Genomic DNA, 15,082 nt, shown 5'->3' with positions numbered 1-15,082 from the left:
CAGAACCCCCAGCCCCAGAACCCCCAGCACCCGCAGAAGTAGTCCTCAGAGCTCTGCTCGCGGGTGCCGGCGGTACGCCGACACCGTCGGGTTCCCGTCGATCCAGAACCGCCAGTCGAGGTCGGCGGCCCGGCGGACGCCGACCCGCGGGCCGGCCATCAGGCGTTCGCCGGGACGGGGCGTCCCGGGCTCGAGGACGACCGGTGTCGACGGGTCGGTGAGGTCGGTGTCGAGGTCGGTCATCGTGATCCCCAGTGCGCGGCACAGGTTTCCCGGGCCGCTCGCGAGTCGGTCGTCGGAGACCGGCCCGACACGGGTGGCACCGCGGCGGACGCGCGCCAGTTCGGCGCCGTCGGTCACCTCGCCCGCGCGCAGCAACACCGCGGCCGCGGGTCCCGGGCCGGTGACGACGACGTTCGCGCAGTGGTGGCCGTGGATGCGGTAGACGTACAGCCGGCCCGGCGGGCCGTACATGATCTCCGACCGGGCCGTTCGGGTGTAGGCATGCGACGCGGGATCGTCGGGACCGGCGTACGCCTCGACCTCGGTCAGCCGAATCGTCACACCGTGCCCGGTCAGGTGCGAGCCCAGCAGCGAACGTGCCTGTTCGGCGGCGGAGGCGGGGGCACTACTCTCTTGGGTCATGGCGAAGACGAGTGACTCCATCGGCGTTGATCTGTCACCGGAAGATACCTGGGCCGCGGCATCGGACCTCTCCCGGTACAGCGAATGGCTGGTGATCCACGAGACATGGCGCAGCCCCCTTCCGGCCGCCTCCGAACTGGGCAAGGGGACCGAGATCTCGTCGATCGTGAAGGTCAAGGGCACCCGAGTCCGCTTCGACTGGGTCGTCGAGAAGTTCGAGCCGGTCTCCCATGTCCGCCTCAAGGGGAACGGCAAAGGCGGGGTCAAGGCCAAGCTGGATCTGGGCATCGCTCCCACGTCGAGCGGATCGGAAGTAACCTTCACTGTTGATCTGGGTGGGCTGCCGCTGATCGGACCCGTGGGCAAGACCGCGGCCATGGCGGTGTCGGGGGATCTGCGTAAGTCGCTGCTGAAGTTCCGTGAGGTGTTCGGCTGAGCCACGCGTGAGCGCGCTGGCCGCGACCGCCGATGCGTCGATGTGTCGTGCGGTGGCCACGCTCGGGGCAGGTCTGCAGGCCGCCGTACGAGGGGAACGGGAAGAAGACAATGGGGCGTCACAGCTCCGGTGCCGATCGCGCCGGAAACGAGTGGAACGGCAACGACCGGACGGGCGGGGCGGTCCCGCCGCGTGCCCAGTCTCCGTCGGGCAATGCCCGGTCGGACAGCGACGACGACTTCGGTTTCGAGCATCGCAACACCGACGGGGGCCGTCGCGGCGGATGGCTGTGGGCGGGTGCCGCTCTGCTGATCGTCGTCGCCCTGGTCGCCGGTGTGATCATCTGGCAGACGAGTTCGGGCGGTTGCGGTGAGCGGACCCGGGTTGCCGTCGCGTCGGACTCGGCGATGACGGGTCCGCTGCGCGAGGTGGCGCGGCAGGCGTCCGCGGATTCCTGTTTCGACTACGACGTGCAGACCGCCGCGGGCGCGGACGTGCCCGGACTTCTCACGCAGGGTGCCGCCGCTCCCGACCTGTGGGTCGCGGACTCGCAGGTGCAGGCCCGCCGGGTGACGACCCAGGTGCGTCGTGAACTGGACATGGTGTCGCCGTCGATCGCGTCGACCCCGACCGTCGTGGCCGGCACCGACGTGCCCGCGCTGGGTACCTGGGTCGAGGTCATGAAGCTCCCGGATCTGCGCACCGGCAGCCCCGTGGACACCAGCACCGGGGACGCGCCGATCATCGGTGCCCTCGCGGCGGTCGACTCCGGCGAACTCGCCGACGAGGACTTCACCGAGGCGATGACCATCCTCGCCATCCAGCAGAACAATGCGCGTCTCGCCAACGACAACGAGGGCACACGGCTCAACCTCGCCAACACCTCCGGCGTCCCGGTGGTCACCACCGAGCAGCAGTTCGACCTGTTCGTGCGTACCCACCAGGGCTCCGAGCTGACGTCGACGATTCCCGCGTCGGGCACCGTCATGCTCGACTACCCGCTGGTCAACACGGCACCCGCGGCGCGTCAGCAGGCGTCCGCCGACGCGGGAGCGGCCCTCGTGGCCGCCCTGGGCACCGACGCCGGCCGCGCTGCACTCGCCGACTCGGGATACCGCGACGCCGACGGGAACGGCGTCGGCCAGCCGGTCAAGGAGCTCGAACTGCGCGACCCGTCGTCGGTCGACAAGGCCTTGCGCCAGTGGCAGGTCCTGGGTGTGCCGATCCGTTCGCTGGTCGTGCAGGACACCTCCGGATCGATGGAGACGCCGGCCGGTGGGACCACCCGGGCAGGCCTGCTGATCGACGCCTCGAAGACCGGACTGAAACTCTTCCCCAACAACACGATGATCGGCGGCTGGGCGTTCAGCGTGAACAAGGGCGGGCCCGGGCAGGACTGGGAGGAACTCGCCCCGATCCGCCGCCTCGATGCCCGCTCGGGGAGCGGTACTCACCGTGACGCCCTCGGCCGGGCCGTCGAAGAGGGACTCTCGGATCTCGGTGGCGGCACCGGGCTCTACGACACAACCCTCGCGGCGTTCAAGAAGGTGCAGGACACCTACGACCCGAACTACTCCAACAGCGTCATCATCATGACCGACGGGCAGAACGAGGACCCGGACAGCATCACGCTCGACACTCTGCTGGCCGAACTGAAGCGCCTCGAGGACCCGGCACGACCGGTGTTGGTGTTGACGATCGGCATCTCCGACGACGCGGACTCCGATGCGCTCAAGCAGATCGCGGAGGCCACGGGCGGCACCACCTACGTCGCGGAGAACGCGGCCGACATCCGCACCGTGTTCGTCGACGCCATCCAGGCGAGGGTCGCGGCCGCGGGACGCTGAGACCGGTTTCGCCTGCGCCTCGGCCGTCGTCGGGACGAATGCGCCCGCGATCGGCACAATTGGTACATGACGTACATCGCAGAGACGCCCACGACCTCCGAGCCGAGCACGATCACCGACTCGGTGTCCCCGAGCCCGACCCGTCCGTCCCGACCGTCTCGGGGTTCGTCCGCCCTGGCCCGCACGGGCGGGGTGGTCGCGGCGATGGCGGCGGTCGGACTCGTCGCGGGCGCGTGTTCGACCGAGGACTCGGCGTCGGGGGAGTCGACCACCGGGACCACGGCGGACAGTTCGGCCGCCACCGAGGTCGCCGACGCCGGCTCCGGCGAGTACAAGGACGGCGAGTACACCGCTCGCGGTGAGTACATCTCGCCGGGCGGCCCGCAAAGTGTCGGCGTGACCGTCACGCTGTCGAACTCGGTCATCACGGCGGTGTCGGTGGACACGAGCCAGACCAAGGGGCCGTCGCTGGAGTACCAGGGCAAGTTCGCCGGCGGGATCTCCGATGTCGTGGTGGGCAAGAACATCGACGAGATCGAGGTCGACAAGGTGTCCGGCTCGTCGCTCACCTCCGGTGGCTTCAACGAGGCGATCACACAGATCAAGGAAGAGGCCCAGGCCTGACCGCCCTCGGCGAAGCGCACCACTGGGGCTTCGACGCGATCGGTACCCGATGGACGATCAGCACACCGGAGCCACTCCCCGCCGACGCGGTCGACGCGGTGGACGCCGAGATCGACCGGATCGATCGCGCGTGGTCGCGGTTCCGGGACGACTCGATGGTCGCGGACATGGCCCGGCAGGCGGGCCGATACCCGATCGCCGACACCGACCAGCCGCTCGTCGACTGGTACCGCCGTCTCTACGACCTCACCGGCGGTGCCGTGTCGCCGCTGGTGGGGCAGACGCTCGCCGACGCGGGTTATGACGCCATCTACACCCTGCGCGCGTCCGCCCGGGTGCCGGTCGCCCCTGCCTGGGACGCCGTGATCGGCGAGCACGCGGGCGCGCTGGAGCTCCGCGAACCGGCGTTGCTCGACGTCGGCGCTGCCGGAAAGGGATTCGCGGTGGACCGGGTGGCGGAGATCGTCGGCGACAGCTTCGACGACTTCGTGGTCGACGCCGGCGGCGACATGGTGATCTCGCCCCGTTCCCGCGGCCTGCGGGTGGCGTTGGAGCATCCGTCCGACGCGACGAAGGCGATCGGTGTCGTGTCCGTCGCCGGTGGCGCAATCTGCGCGTCGGCGAGCAATCGGCGGGTGTGGGCCGACTGGCATCACATCGTCGACCCGCGGACCGCCTCGCCCGCCCGGGAAGTCCTCGCGACCTGGGTGATCGCGCCGTCGGCGATGGAGGCAGACGGCCTGGCGACGGCGCTGTTCTTCACGCCGGCGGCGTTCCTGCGCGGCGACTTCGACCACCACCGCGAGGGCTTTCATCACGTGACCATCCGACGCAACGGGAGCGTCGAGCACACCGCGATCCCCGGATTGGAGTTGTTCCTGTGACAACGCTTCTGCCGCAGCTTCGCTCGCCGATCGATGCCGCCCGGCGACACCTGACCCCCTATCGGGCGGTGCTGTGCGGGTTGCTGGTGCTGGCCGTGGCCGCCTTCGTCGTGTCCGCGACCGACCCGGATTTCGGGTACGGCCCGGACGACCTCGCGGTGTGGCTGGTGGTCGCGGTCGGGGTCAGCGCGGTCGTGAGCTACGCCTGCGCCGCGGTGGTGCGGGTGCCGCCCAACTCGGACTCGTGGTTGATCACGGGACTGATCCTGTTCTTCGTGCTGCCCGGCGGTTCCGAGGACACCGCGGTGGCGACCGTTGCGGTGGGCGCGGCGATCGCCGCTGCGTCGAAATATGTTCTCGCGTGGCGTCGTCGGCTGATCGTCAATCCCGCGGTCGCGGGCGCGATCGGTTGCTATGCGCTGGCCTATGCCGGTGTCGAGGGCATCAGTTTCCCCTTCTGGTGGGTGGCCGCCGAACCGCTGCTCGTGCCGATGATCGTGGTCGGCGCCGTGGTGGTGACGTTGATCCGCGAGTGGCGGCTGGCCCTGGTGTTCATCGGCGCCTCGCTGGTCACGATCGGGGTCGTCGAGTTCGTGCGGGGTGGGCAGGACCTGTCGACGTGGGTCGTGTCGAGCCCCATGCTGTTCGTCGCGGCCATCATGTTGCCCGAGCCGCTCACGTCCCCCGCCACCGAGATCCACCGGCTCGTCTATGCGGCGCTGGTGGGTGTCTTGATGCACTGCCAGTACACGATCGCGATCACCGACTCGTACACGCTGGCGTTCGTGCCCGAGGTCGCGTTGCTCGTCGGATGTCTGTACGCCTTCGCGGTCCGCCTGGTGTCGGGGACCGCGCGCCGGGTGCCGCTCGACGTGGTGACCATCCCGGTCGCCGACCGGACCTACGCGGTGCGCGGCGAATCGGTCGGTGTGCCCGCGACGTTCCGGGCGGGCCAGTGGTCGAGTGTCAGCGTGCCGCGCTGGTCGGCGCCGGTGTGGTCGGGCTCGCGTCGGGTGTTCTCGTTCGTGTCCGCCCCGCGGCAGAAACCAGTGGAGTTCGGTTTCACCGTCGCCGCGACACCGTCCGCGTACAAGGCGGCACTGGTCGAGGGGACCGCACGCCGCGCCTACGTCGACGAGGTCGGCGGCGACTTCGTTCTCCCGCGCGCGTTTCCGTCGAAGGGCGCGGTCGTGCTGATCGCGTCCGGGATCGGGATCACGCCGTTCGTGTCGATGGTTCGGGAACTGGTTCGGTCGGAGCCGGGCCGCGATCTCTCCGGCCTGACGGTCGTGCATGTCCTTCGGGACCGCGGGCGGGCCGTGTACGCCGACGAGCTGGAGAGCGCCCGGACAGCGAACGCGCGCGTCGTCACGGTCGTTGCGCCGGAGCTGGCCGACGGGATCGACGATTCGGCCCGGCTCGCCGACCTGGCCGGTCCCAGCGATACCGGCACCCACTACTACGTGTCCGGCACACCGGCGTTCGTCGAACGGACCTCGGCGGCGATCCGTCGCCTCGATGGGTCCACGAGGACCCAGCCCTGGCGTGTTCACACCGACTCGTTCTCCGGGTACTGAATCCCTGCGAGATGGCGATGCCCGTCGTCTCGCGGTGATTTCGTCGACTGTGCGTTGATTATCGTTGACTGTGCGTTTGTTTCGCGCGCAGTGAGCAGGCTTGGCAGTCGCAACTGCTCGATCGGATGACGATTCGTCCTCCTCAGGTCGATCGAAGGGCAGATTGCCCTTCAGCAGTGCTGACGTGGACGCAAATCATCGACCAGTGCGCGGGGCCCCTCCATGTTCGGGTCGCCGCTGCCGACGGGTTCGGGGTGTTGGGGCCATGGGTCTGTGTGCATGCTCGGCGGACCCTTCGAGGCTCGTCGCTTGCGCTCCTCGCACCTCAGGGAGCGGGGGTGGGCTCGTCGCTTGCGCTCCTCGCACCTCAGGGAGCAGGGAGTGGGCTCGTCGCTTGCGGTTCTTTCGGATTAGGGAGCAGGGAGTGGGCTCGTCGCCTGCGCTCCCTCGCGCTCAGGCCCAGTGACGGACCCGAGAGCGCACGATCGCCGAAAAGCGATGCACGATCGACGAAAAGGGACGCACGGTCGACGGAGGACCGGCTCACCCCGCCAACGCGCGCAGGAAGAACCCGAGATTGGCCGGCCGCTCGGCGAGACGGCGGACGAGGTAGCCGTACCACTGTTCCCCGTAGGGGATGTACACGCGGACCCGGGCCCCGGCGGCCGCGAGGCGGCGCTGTTCGTCGACGCGGATGCCGTAGAGCATCTGGTGTTCCCAGGTGCCCGGGGCCCGTCCGAACTCGTCGGCGAGGATTGTGGCGGCGTCGATCATCGTGGGGTCGTGGGTGGCGACCATGGGGTATCCGCGCCCCCGCATCAGTGTCCGCAGGCAGCGGAGGTAGTTGTCGTCGACTTGCCGGCGCTCGGTGAAGGCGACTGCGGCCGGTTCGGCATAGGCGCCCTTGCACAAGCGGATTCGAGCCCCCGACGCGGCGAACTCGGCACAGTCGTCCTCGGTCCGGCGGAGGCAGGCCTGCAGCACGGTGCCGGTGTCCGGGAAGTCGTCGCGCAGCGACCGCACGATCGCCAGTCGCCGGTCGACAGTGGTGTGGTTCTCGGCGTCCACGGTGACCAGGACGCCCAGACCATCCGCTGCTTCGACGATCGTCCGCGCGTTCTCCTCCGCGATCTTCGCCCCGTGCTCCGGCAGGCCGAGGCCGAGCGCGGTCAGCTTCATCGACACCTCCACCGATCCGTCAGGTGTCGACCGGGCCGTCGACAGCGACTCGAGCAGTGCGAGATACGCACTCACCGTGGCGTCGGCCTGGGATTCGTCGAGGGTGTCCTCACCCAGGAAGTCGACCGTGACGGCGAGTCCGTCGGCGAGTTCGGCCCCGACGGCGGCCATGGCCTCGGCGAGCGATTCGCCCGGGACGAACCGGCGGACCACTCTCTCGGTCACCGGCCACCGCTCGGACGCAACCTTGACGCGTTCGCTCCGCGACGCCGCGACGATCGCCGGACGCAACACGGTGTCGAAGACGGTGCCCATCAGATCCCCGTCCAGTCGGTGGCCATGTGCGGGTAGGTCGTCGTGGTGGGCGGGGTGAAGGTCTCCTTGATCGTGCGAGTCGACGTCCAACGCATCAGGTTCTGCTTCGACCCGGCCTTGTCGTTGGTACCCGACGCCCGGCCCCCGCCGAAGGGTTGCTGTCCAACCACAGCGCCGGTCGGTTTGTCGTTGACGTAGAAGTTGCCGGCGGCGTTGCGCAGACGGTCTGATGCCAGTGCGACGGCGGCGACGTCGGTGGCCATGATCGACCCGGTCAGAGCGTAGGTTGCCGTCGAATCGACCAGTTCCAGGACGTTCTCGTACTCCGCGTCGTCGTAGACGTGAACCGCGAGGATCGGACCGAAGTACTCGGTGGCGAACGCCTCGTCGGTCGGGTCGTCGGACAGCAGCACGGTGGGTCGTACGAAGAATCCGTCGGTGTCGTCGCAGTCGCCGCCCACCGCGACGGTGAGCGACGCCGACGACTTCGCGCGGTCGATCGCCGCGACCTGTTTGTCGAACGCGCGCCGATCGATCACCGCGCCGCCGAAGTTCGTCAGGTCACGAACGTCGCCATAGGTGAGTTCGGCGGCCTCGCCGAGGAACTCGTCGCCCATCCGGTCCCACACCGACCGTGGGATGTAGGCGCGCGACGCCGCCGAGCACTTCTGGCCCTGGTACTCGAAGGCGCCGCGCGACAATGCGGTTCGCAGGGCGTGCGGCTCGGCCGAGGCATGCGCGACGATGAAGTCCTTGCCGCCGGTCTCGCCGACGAGGCGCGGATAGTTCCGGTACCGATCGATGTTGGCCCCGACCTCACGCCAGAGATGGCGGAACGTCCGCGTCGACCCGGTGAAGTGGATGCCGGCCAGATCCTGGTCGGCGAGTACGACATCGGAGACGGCCACGCCGTCGCCGTGGACGAGGTTGAGCACGCCGGGCGGTAAACCCGCGGCCTCGAGCAGGGCCATGATCAACTGAGCCGAATACGCCTGGGTCGGTGAGGGCTTCCACACGACGGTGTTGCCCATGAGTACCGGCGCCGTGGGCAGGTTCGCGGCGATCGCGGTGAAGTTGAACGGGGTCACGGCGTAGACGAATCCGTCCAGCGGGCGATGGTCGATGCGATTCCACACTCCCGGAGACGATTCCGGTTGTTCGGCGAGGATCTCGCGGGCGAAGGCCACGTTGAACCGCCAGAAGTCGACGAGCTCGCACGGGGCGTCGATCTCGGCCTGCTGCACCGACTTCGACTGGCCGAGCATCGTCGCGGCCGCGATCCGCTCCCGCCACGGCCCGGCCAGAAGTTCGGCGGCGCGCAGGATGACGGCTGCCCGGTCGTCGAAGCTGGTGTGCGCCCAGTCGTCGGCGGCGGCGCGGGCGGCATCGACCGCGGCTCGCGCGTCGTCGTGGGTGGCGTTGGTGATGAAGCCCAGGGTCTCGTGATGTGCGTGGGGCTGGACGACGTCGATCTGCGCACCGGCGCCGAGGCTCAGACGCCCACCGATGATGTGGGGGAGCTCGCGCCGGCCGGCGTGGGACTGCCGCGCCAACTCGTCGACGATGCGCGCTCGCTCCGGCGACCCGGGGGCGTAGCTGTGCACGGGTTCGTTGGACGGTCGAGGGGGAGTGGTGATGGCATCCATGGATCCAGTCCACCGTCCCTCGCGACGCCGCGATATGGCTGATCGGCAAACATGTGCGACGTAGTCTTGTCCGTATGGACAAGACCGCGGGCATCGCTCTCGGGCGGCTGGTCCTGGCCCTGGATCAGACCGTCGCGACCCTGGTCTCGTCCCCGCGCGGACTGGATGCCCCGGTGTCGACGCTGGCGATGGTCGACACCGACGACATCCGCTACGGGCTGGGACGTGCGGCGCGATCGGCTGATCTCTTCCTGCTCGTCGGACTCGGCGACGAGGTCGGAGTCGAATGGCTCGGTGGTCTCGGTGCGCATCGGCCGGTCGCCGTGCTGACCAAGAGCCCGACCCCGAGGTTGATCGGTCTCGCCGAGCGACTCGGTATCGCGGTCATCGCCATCGACCCGCATGCCCGCTGGGAACGGATCTACAACCTCGTCACCCGGGTACTCGACGCCCGCCGCGGTGTGGCCGGAGATGGCGAGTCCATGGAGTCCGGGAGCACCGGCGACCTGTTCGAGCTCGCGGCCGAGGTCGCCCGGCGGACAGGTGGACTGGTGAGCATCGAGGACGAACACGCGCACGTCCTGGCGTACAGCTCGGCCGGTGACGAGGCCGATGAACTGCGCCGGCTGTCGATCCTGGGCCGTGAGGGCCCGCCGGACATGCTCGCCTGGTTGCGGGAGTGGGGCGTGATGGACGCGGTGCGGAAGTCGCCCGGGGTCGTGACCGTCGATGCGCGTGCCGACCTGGGGTTACGGCCGCGTCGCGCGGTGGCCATCCGATCGGCACCCGCCGCCCGCCCGAGCGGTTCCGCCGATGCGCTGCTGGGGGTCGTCTGGTTGCAGGAGGGCTCCCGTCCACCGGCCCGCGACACCGACGAGGTCCTCATCGGTGCCGCAGCCGTTGCGGCCCGGGTGATCTCGCGGCGTCGTTCCGCCGGTTCCGATCACGATGACCGGGTGCGGCGACTCCTCGGCGTGGGCGGAGATCCGGTCGACACCGCTCATCTCGCCGCACAGCTCGGCATCGCGCCGTCGGCCACGGCGACGATGGTCGGGTTCACGACACCCGACGGCATCCGGGGGGGACAGATCTCGGCACTCATGCTGCACGCGAGTGCATTCAGTCCGCTTTCCGTGACGGTCACCATCGGCGACCGTGCCTACGTCGTGCTGCCCGGCGTCGCGCTCGACGACGCCGTCACGTGGGCCCGGGTCGCCGTCGGCGCCGCCGACCGTCAGTTCGCCGTACCGGCGCGGGCGGTGGTCGCCGGCCCTGACAACATCTCCGCCGCAACCGATCTGCGCCGGTCGATCGACCGCGTGCTCGACGCGGCCGGCCGGGAGGCCGACCTGATCGACGACGTCGCCACCGTCGAGCGATCCCGCACCGGTGTACTCCTCGGCGAGATCATCGGATTGCTCTCGGAGAACCCCGATCTCGTCGACAACCGGGTCACCGGCCTCGTGGATCTCGACGACCGCACCGGCAGCGCGTTCACCGCGTCGCTGCGCGCGTACCTCGATCACTTCGGTGACGTCCGCGCGGCGGCCGCGGCACTGCATGTCCATCCGAACACGTTGCGCTACCGCATGCGTCGACTGCAGGCCCTCACCGGCATGGATCTCGACGAGCCGGCGACCCGTCTCGTCGTGGCGCTGTCGTTGCGCGTCTTGTGAGGCGGCCGCGCAGGGGAGGCCGCGTGACGCCCGGCCCGGACGTCCGATGGGTACCGTGGCGCCCATGCCCTCCACGTCGAAGTCCCTGTCCGACCTCGCCGGCTCGCGGGTCGTCGTCACCGGTGCCACCAACGGCATCGGGATGGCCACGGCCGCGGCGCTCGCCCGGGCCGGAGTGCGGGTGGTGCTTGCCGTCCGCGACACCGAACTCGGCGCCCGACGCGCACGAGAGTTCGGTGGCGAGTGCGAGGTGCGCCGACTCGATCTCGCCGACCTCGCCTCGGTGCGGGCCTTTGTCGAGGAACTCGACGGTCCGGTCGATGTACTCGTCAACAACGCCGGGATGTTCCCCCACCAGCGCCGGACGACGCCGGACGGATTCGAACTGGGCATCGGCACCAACTTCCTCGGCCCGTTCGCCCTGACCAACCTCCTGCTGCCGCGTATCCGACGGCAGGTCGTGTCGGTGGGGTCGGAGGGGCACCGTCGTGCCCGCATCGACCCCGCCGACCTCGACCACCGACACACTCGCTGGTCGTCACCGCGGGCCTACACCGCTTCCAAGCTTGCCGTGATGCTGTGGGGCCTCGAACTCGACAGGCGGTTGCGCGACGTCGCGTCACCGGTGACCTCGATGCTCACCGACCCCGGCTGGGCCGCGTCGAACATCTCGAACAAGCCGGGCCTGGGCGTCGTACACCGGACGGCCCAGGGGCTGGCGGGAGTGTTCGGCAACGACGTCGTCGCCGGCGCGGCACCCACGCTGCACTGTCTGACCGAACCGATCCCGCCGGGAAGCTACGTGGGGGTCGACGGGCGGTGGGGACTGCGCGGCCGGCCGGTGCTGTCGGGCCGGGCTCGCGTCGCGTGCGACTACGAGCTGGCCGGCCGGCTGTGGAGCGAGGCCGAGAATCTCACCGGCACCCGCTGGCCGCTGGGGTGAGTCGTGGATCGGCGGTCTGTCGCAGCCGGGTGATGTCAGAGACGTGCACGCGGGTGAGGCGCACCGGTCGGGCACCATGGCCACCACCGACGGCGACACGCCCCCCCGCGACGTGCGCGGGAGGCGTGTGGTCTGGGCGCCGGTCTAGAGGATCGTGAGCATCTCGTTGTACGTCGGCAGCGGCCACAGATCGTCGGCGACGATGGATTCGAGGGTGTCGGCGACCTCGCGGACCGCGGCCATGGCCGGGATGAGGGTCTCCAGCGCGTACTTCGACTCCTCGAACGTGGACTCACCGTGCATCCCGGCGATGCCGGCATCCAGCGCCGCCAGGCCATCGTGCAGAGTGCCGATCAATCCGGTCAGTTCCTCGAGCAGCGGTGTGGGAGCATCGATCCCGGCCATCTTCAGCGACGCCGCGGTGCCCGCGAGTTCGCCCTGGTAGCGGATCGCCGCCGGCATGATCATCGTCTTGGCGATCTCCGCGGTCTCCTTGGCCTCGACGAGGAGGGTCAGCGCGTAGTACTCGAAGATGACGTCCTCACGGGCCTCGAGTTCGCGGGCCGACAGCACGCCGTACTTCTCGAAGATCTCGACGACCTCCGGTGAGGTGTACTCCGTCACCGCGTCGACCGTCGTCCGCAGGTTCTTGAGGCCGCGGGCGGCCGCCTCCTCCTGCCATTCGTCGGCGTAGCCGTTGCCGTTGAAGATGACCGCCCCATGCGAGTTGACGATCTCCTGCAACACCTTCTGGACGGCGTCCGCGAGGTCGAGTCCGTCGGCGAGGAGCTTCTCGAGGTCGGAGGCGATGACGTCGATCGAGTCGGCGAGGATCGTGTTGATGGCGACCATCGGGTCGGAGATCGACTGATTGGAACCCGGTGCGCGGTACTCGAATCGATTGCCGGTGAACGCGAACGGGCTGGTGCGGTTGCGATCTCCCGGATCGGCCTTCAGCGGCGGGAGGGTGTCGACGCCGAGTTCGATGACGCCCGCGGCCTTGGAGCCCGTGGCGCCGCCCTTGGCGATCTGCTCGAACACGTCCATCAACTGCTCGCCCAAGAAGATCGAGATGATCGCCGGCGGAGCCTCATTGGCACCGAGGCGATGGTCGTTCGATGCGGACGCGACCGCGGCGCGCAACAGTCCGCCATAGAGGTGAACCGAGCGGATGATCGCGCCGCAGAAGGTGAGGAACTGCATGTTCTCGTGCGGGGTGTCGCCCGGGTTCAACAGATTGCCCTGAGTGGAGTTGCCGAGCGAGAAGTTCACGTGCTTGCCCGAGCCGTTCACGCCGGAGAACGGCTTCTCGTGCAGCAGACATTTCATGCCGTACTTCTCGGCGACGGCCTTCATCGTGGTCATCATCAGTTGCTGATGGTCGTGCGCGAGGACCGACCGTTCGAAGACCGGCGCGATCTCGAACTGGCCGGGCGCGACCTCGTTGTGTCGCGTCTTCGCCGGGATCCCCTGTTTGAACAGCTCGCGGTCGAGTTCGATCATGAAGGACAGCACACGCTCGGGGATGGCGCCGAAGTAGTGGTCGTCGAACTCCTGGCCCTTCGACGGCGGCGCGCCGAACAGGGTCCGGTTGCAGGTCATGAGATCCGGTCGGGCATAGAAGAAGTGCTCGTCGATCAGGAAGTACTCCTGCTCGGCGCCGGCATAGGACACCACGGTGTCGACGTCGTCGTGTCCGAACAGGCGGAGCAACCGCATCGCCTGCTTGCTCATGGCCTGCTGACTGCGCAGCAGCGGGGTCTTCTTGTCGAGGGCCTCGCCGGTCCACGAGATGAAGATCGTCGGAATGCACAGGGTGTTGCCGTTCGGGTTCTCCAGGAGGTACGCGGGGCTGGTGACGTCCCACCCCGTGTAACCGCGGGCCTCGAAGGTTCCGCGCAAGCCGCCGTTGGGGAAGCTCGACGCGTCGGGCTCGCCCTGCATCAGCGTCTTGCCCGCGAACTCGGCGAGCGATGCACCGGTGGAGTCGGGTTCGAGGAACGAGTCATGCTTCTCGGCCGTGAACCCGGTGAGGGGATAGAAGACGTGTGCGTAGTGGGTGGCGCCCCTCTCGATGGCCCAGTCCTTCATCGCCACCGCGACGTAGTCGGCGAGGGTGGGATCGAGCGCGCAGCCGGTGTCCACGGTCGCGGCGACCGCCTTGAAGACGTGCTTCGGCAGCCGCTTCTTCATCACCGACAAGCTGAACACATTGCGCCCGAACGTATCTGCCAGCGGTTCGGCGAACCCCGGCGCCGACACGTCGTAGGTCGTCACGGCCTCGATCGCCTGCCGGCGGGACATGCTGCCACTCATGGACACTCCTGGATGATCTCGGCCCCCACATGCGCGGGGGTCGCACGACGACGTCCTCACGCCGTTGTCGCAGATGCGAGCGTCTCGACGCTATGAGCTGGGTGTATGCGGCCGATTGCACCTGTGTGACGCTGAGGAAAACTAGTGCCTCCGGCGCGAACGGCGGGTGAGGTGGCGGCCGGCGGTGGACGTCAGGAGGTGAGTCGCACGGCGCCGAGGCCGGAGCATTCCATGTAGGGGACAGGGTTTGTTCCTTCGCCGCAGATCCAGTTGCTTCCGGCGACGGTGACCGTGATCGGGAAGTGGGCGCCGCCGGCACGTTTGGCACCTAGAGCCGATGACACTGACTGGGCGGTCGCGCAGTCGGGCCCGAACGCCCACACCGCCAGGCCGTTGTAGCCGTCGCCGCAGTAGGTGCCGCCTGCGGGTGGTTCGTTGGGGTCGACGGGGCGTTCGGTGGCGGCTGGTGGGGATGCTGCGTCTGTGGTGTTGTCGGCGGGTGCGGCGGCGGGGGACTGTTCCCCGCCGGCGTCGTCGCCGTCGCTGTCGGCGGGGGGTGCGGCCTGTGAGGAGGTGGCTGGGTGGGCCGAATCGTGTGATGGTGCAGCGGAATGGCTGGTCGCGGCTGGGGATGTTGCGATCGACGAGACCGGTGCGTCGGAGGTGGTGTCGGTGCTGCATCCGGTCACGATGGCGGCGGCGAGTGCGAGGAAGCCGACGCCCAGGTGTGCGGATCTGGGAAAGGTCATGGTGTGGTTGTCCTTTGCGGTGTCGAGGTGGGCGGTCAGGGCACGAGGAGTGCGTTGAGACCGGGGATGATGCTGCTGGTCACCGTGCCGCTGTACTGCTCGCGCAGCACGGTCACGGTGGCCACGACCGGGCCGGCGCCGGTGCGGGCGGCGGCCGAGGTGGGCAGGCTGACCGGGTAACCGGTGACGGGCACGGTGCCGGGTGCAAACGCGGGGCGCTGCCAGTGTCGCAGTGCCACAGTGCC

Annotated in this window: 12 protein-coding genes and 1 pseudogene; 7 read left to right on the top strand and 6 right to left on the bottom strand. The window is 69.0% G+C overall.

Annotation, left to right across the window (positions count from 1 at the left end):
• Window positions 1–45: 45 nt before the first annotated feature.
• Entirely contained in the window at window positions 46–666 is a 621-nt protein-coding gene (locus tag CA982_RS25425; protein WP_086537873.1) for a DNA-3-methyladenine glycosylase, read from the bottom strand.
• On the opposite strand from CA982_RS25425, the gene CA982_RS25420 reads away from it, so the two are divergent.
• The 5 genes from CA982_RS25420 to CA982_RS25400 all read left to right on the top strand — a co-directional run bounded on the left by CA982_RS25420 (window position 644) and on the right by CA982_RS25400 (window position 6,013).
• Window positions 644–1,081 (top strand): type II toxin-antitoxin system Rv0910 family toxin, encoded by a 438-nt coding sequence (locus tag CA982_RS25420; protein ID WP_086537874.1) that lies wholly within the window; start codon window positions 644–646, stop codon window positions 1,079–1,081. The two genes, CA982_RS25425 and CA982_RS25420, sit on opposite strands and share 23 nt — an antisense overlap.
• A 110-nt stretch (window positions 1,082–1,191) precedes the next feature.
• Entirely contained in the window at window positions 1,192–2,928 is a 1,737-nt protein-coding gene (locus CA982_RS25415) for a substrate-binding domain-containing protein (protein ID WP_086537871.1), read from the top strand.
• A gap of 66 nt (window positions 2,929–2,994) precedes the next feature.
• Window positions 2,995–3,552 carry an FMN-binding protein gene (locus CA982_RS25410; protein WP_208618130.1) on the top strand — a complete coding sequence of 186 codons (558 nt, stop codon included), beginning with the start codon at window positions 2,995–2,997 and terminating at the stop codon, window positions 3,550–3,552.
• A 38-nt stretch (window positions 3,553–3,590) separates the two neighbouring features.
• Window positions 3,591–4,436, top strand: a complete 846-nt coding sequence (locus CA982_RS25405) for an FAD:protein FMN transferase (protein WP_086537870.1) — start codon at window positions 3,591–3,593, stop codon at window positions 4,434–4,436.
• Window positions 4,433–6,013 carry an FAD-dependent oxidoreductase gene (locus CA982_RS25400; protein ID WP_086537869.1) on the top strand — a complete coding sequence of 527 codons (1,581 nt, stop codon included), beginning with the start codon at window positions 4,433–4,435 and terminating at the stop codon, window positions 6,011–6,013. Before CA982_RS25405 ends, CA982_RS25400 begins: the two co-directional genes overlap by 4 nt.
• Window positions 6,014–6,556: 543 nt before the next feature.
• On the opposite strand, the gene CA982_RS25395 is transcribed toward CA982_RS25400, so the two are convergent.
• Window positions 6,557–7,507, bottom strand: coding sequence for a proline dehydrogenase family protein (locus CA982_RS25395; RefSeq protein WP_086537868.1), 951 nt, complete (start codon window positions 7,505–7,507; stop codon window positions 6,557–6,559).
• Window positions 7,507–9,153: an L-glutamate gamma-semialdehyde dehydrogenase gene (gene pruA, locus CA982_RS25390; RefSeq protein WP_086537867.1), complete on the bottom strand. Its 1,647-nt coding sequence runs from the start codon at window positions 9,151–9,153 to the stop codon at window positions 7,507–7,509. Before pruA ends, CA982_RS25395 begins: the two co-directional genes overlap by 1 nt.
• Window positions 9,154–9,227: 74 nt before the next feature.
• Here pruA and CA982_RS25385 point away from each other — a divergent pair, with 74 nt between their 5' ends.
• Window positions 9,228–10,829, top strand: coding sequence for a PucR family transcriptional regulator (locus tag CA982_RS25385; protein ID WP_086537866.1), 1,602 nt, complete (start codon window positions 9,228–9,230; stop codon window positions 10,827–10,829).
• 46 nt (window positions 10,830–10,875) lie between these two features.
• Window positions 10,876–11,772, top strand: coding sequence for an SDR family NAD(P)-dependent oxidoreductase (locus tag CA982_RS25380; protein ID WP_086537865.1), 897 nt, complete (start codon window positions 10,876–10,878; stop codon window positions 11,770–11,772).
• Between the two features lie 144 nt (window positions 11,773–11,916).
• On the opposite strand, the gene CA982_RS25375 is transcribed toward CA982_RS25380, so the two are convergent.
• The 3 genes and pseudogenes from CA982_RS25375 to CA982_RS25365 form a co-directional block, all read right to left on the bottom strand.
• Entirely contained in the window at window positions 11,917–14,088 is a 2,172-nt protein-coding gene (locus tag CA982_RS25375; RefSeq protein WP_086537864.1) for a glutamine synthetase III family protein, read from the bottom strand.
• 191 nt (window positions 14,089–14,279) lie between these two features.
• Complete coding sequence (locus tag CA982_RS25370) at window positions 14,280–14,837, bottom strand: hypothetical protein (RefSeq protein WP_086537863.1); 558 nt, start codon at window positions 14,835–14,837, stop codon at window positions 14,280–14,282.
• Between the two features lie 35 nt (window positions 14,838–14,872).
• Window positions 14,873–15,082: pseudogene (locus CA982_RS25365) on the bottom strand (hypothetical protein); the annotation flags it as partial.

Source organism: Gordonia lacunae, assembly GCF_002149015.1.
Lineage (GTDB): Bacteria > Actinomycetota > Actinomycetes > Mycobacteriales > Mycobacteriaceae > Gordonia > Gordonia lacunae.
Note: the sequence above shows the minus strand (reverse complement) of the source record. Positions and strands in the feature narration are given on the sequence as shown.

Coding starts and splice junctions, on each gene's coding strand:
- CA982_RS25420 (WP_086537874.1), top strand. CDS start 644: ATGGCGAAGACGAGTGACTCCATCGGCGTTGATCTGTCACCGGAAGAT.
- CA982_RS25425 (WP_086537873.1), bottom strand. CDS start 666: ATGGAGTCACTCGTCTTCGCCATGACCCAAGAGAGTAGTGCCCCCGCC.
- CA982_RS25415 (WP_086537871.1), top strand. CDS start 1,192: ATGGGGCGTCACAGCTCCGGTGCCGATCGCGCCGGAAACGAGTGGAAC.
- CA982_RS25410 (WP_208618130.1), top strand. CDS start 2,995: ATGACGTACATCGCAGAGACGCCCACGACCTCCGAGCCGAGCACGATC.
- CA982_RS25395 (WP_086537868.1), bottom strand. CDS start 7,507: ATGGGCACCGTCTTCGACACCGTGTTGCGTCCGGCGATCGTCGCGGCG.
- pruA (WP_086537867.1), bottom strand. CDS start 9,153: ATGGATGCCATCACCACTCCCCCTCGACCGTCCAACGAACCCGTGCAC.
- CA982_RS25385 (WP_086537866.1), top strand. CDS start 9,228: ATGGACAAGACCGCGGGCATCGCTCTCGGGCGGCTGGTCCTGGCCCTG.
- CA982_RS25380 (WP_086537865.1), top strand. CDS start 10,876: ATGGGTACCGTGGCGCCCATGCCCTCCACGTCGAAGTCCCTGTCCGAC.
- CA982_RS25375 (WP_086537864.1), bottom strand. CDS start 14,088: ATGAGTGGCAGCATGTCCCGCCGGCAGGCGATCGAGGCCGTGACGACC.
- CA982_RS25370 (WP_086537863.1), bottom strand. CDS start 14,837: ATGACCTTTCCCAGATCCGCACACCTGGGCGTCGGCTTCCTCGCACTC.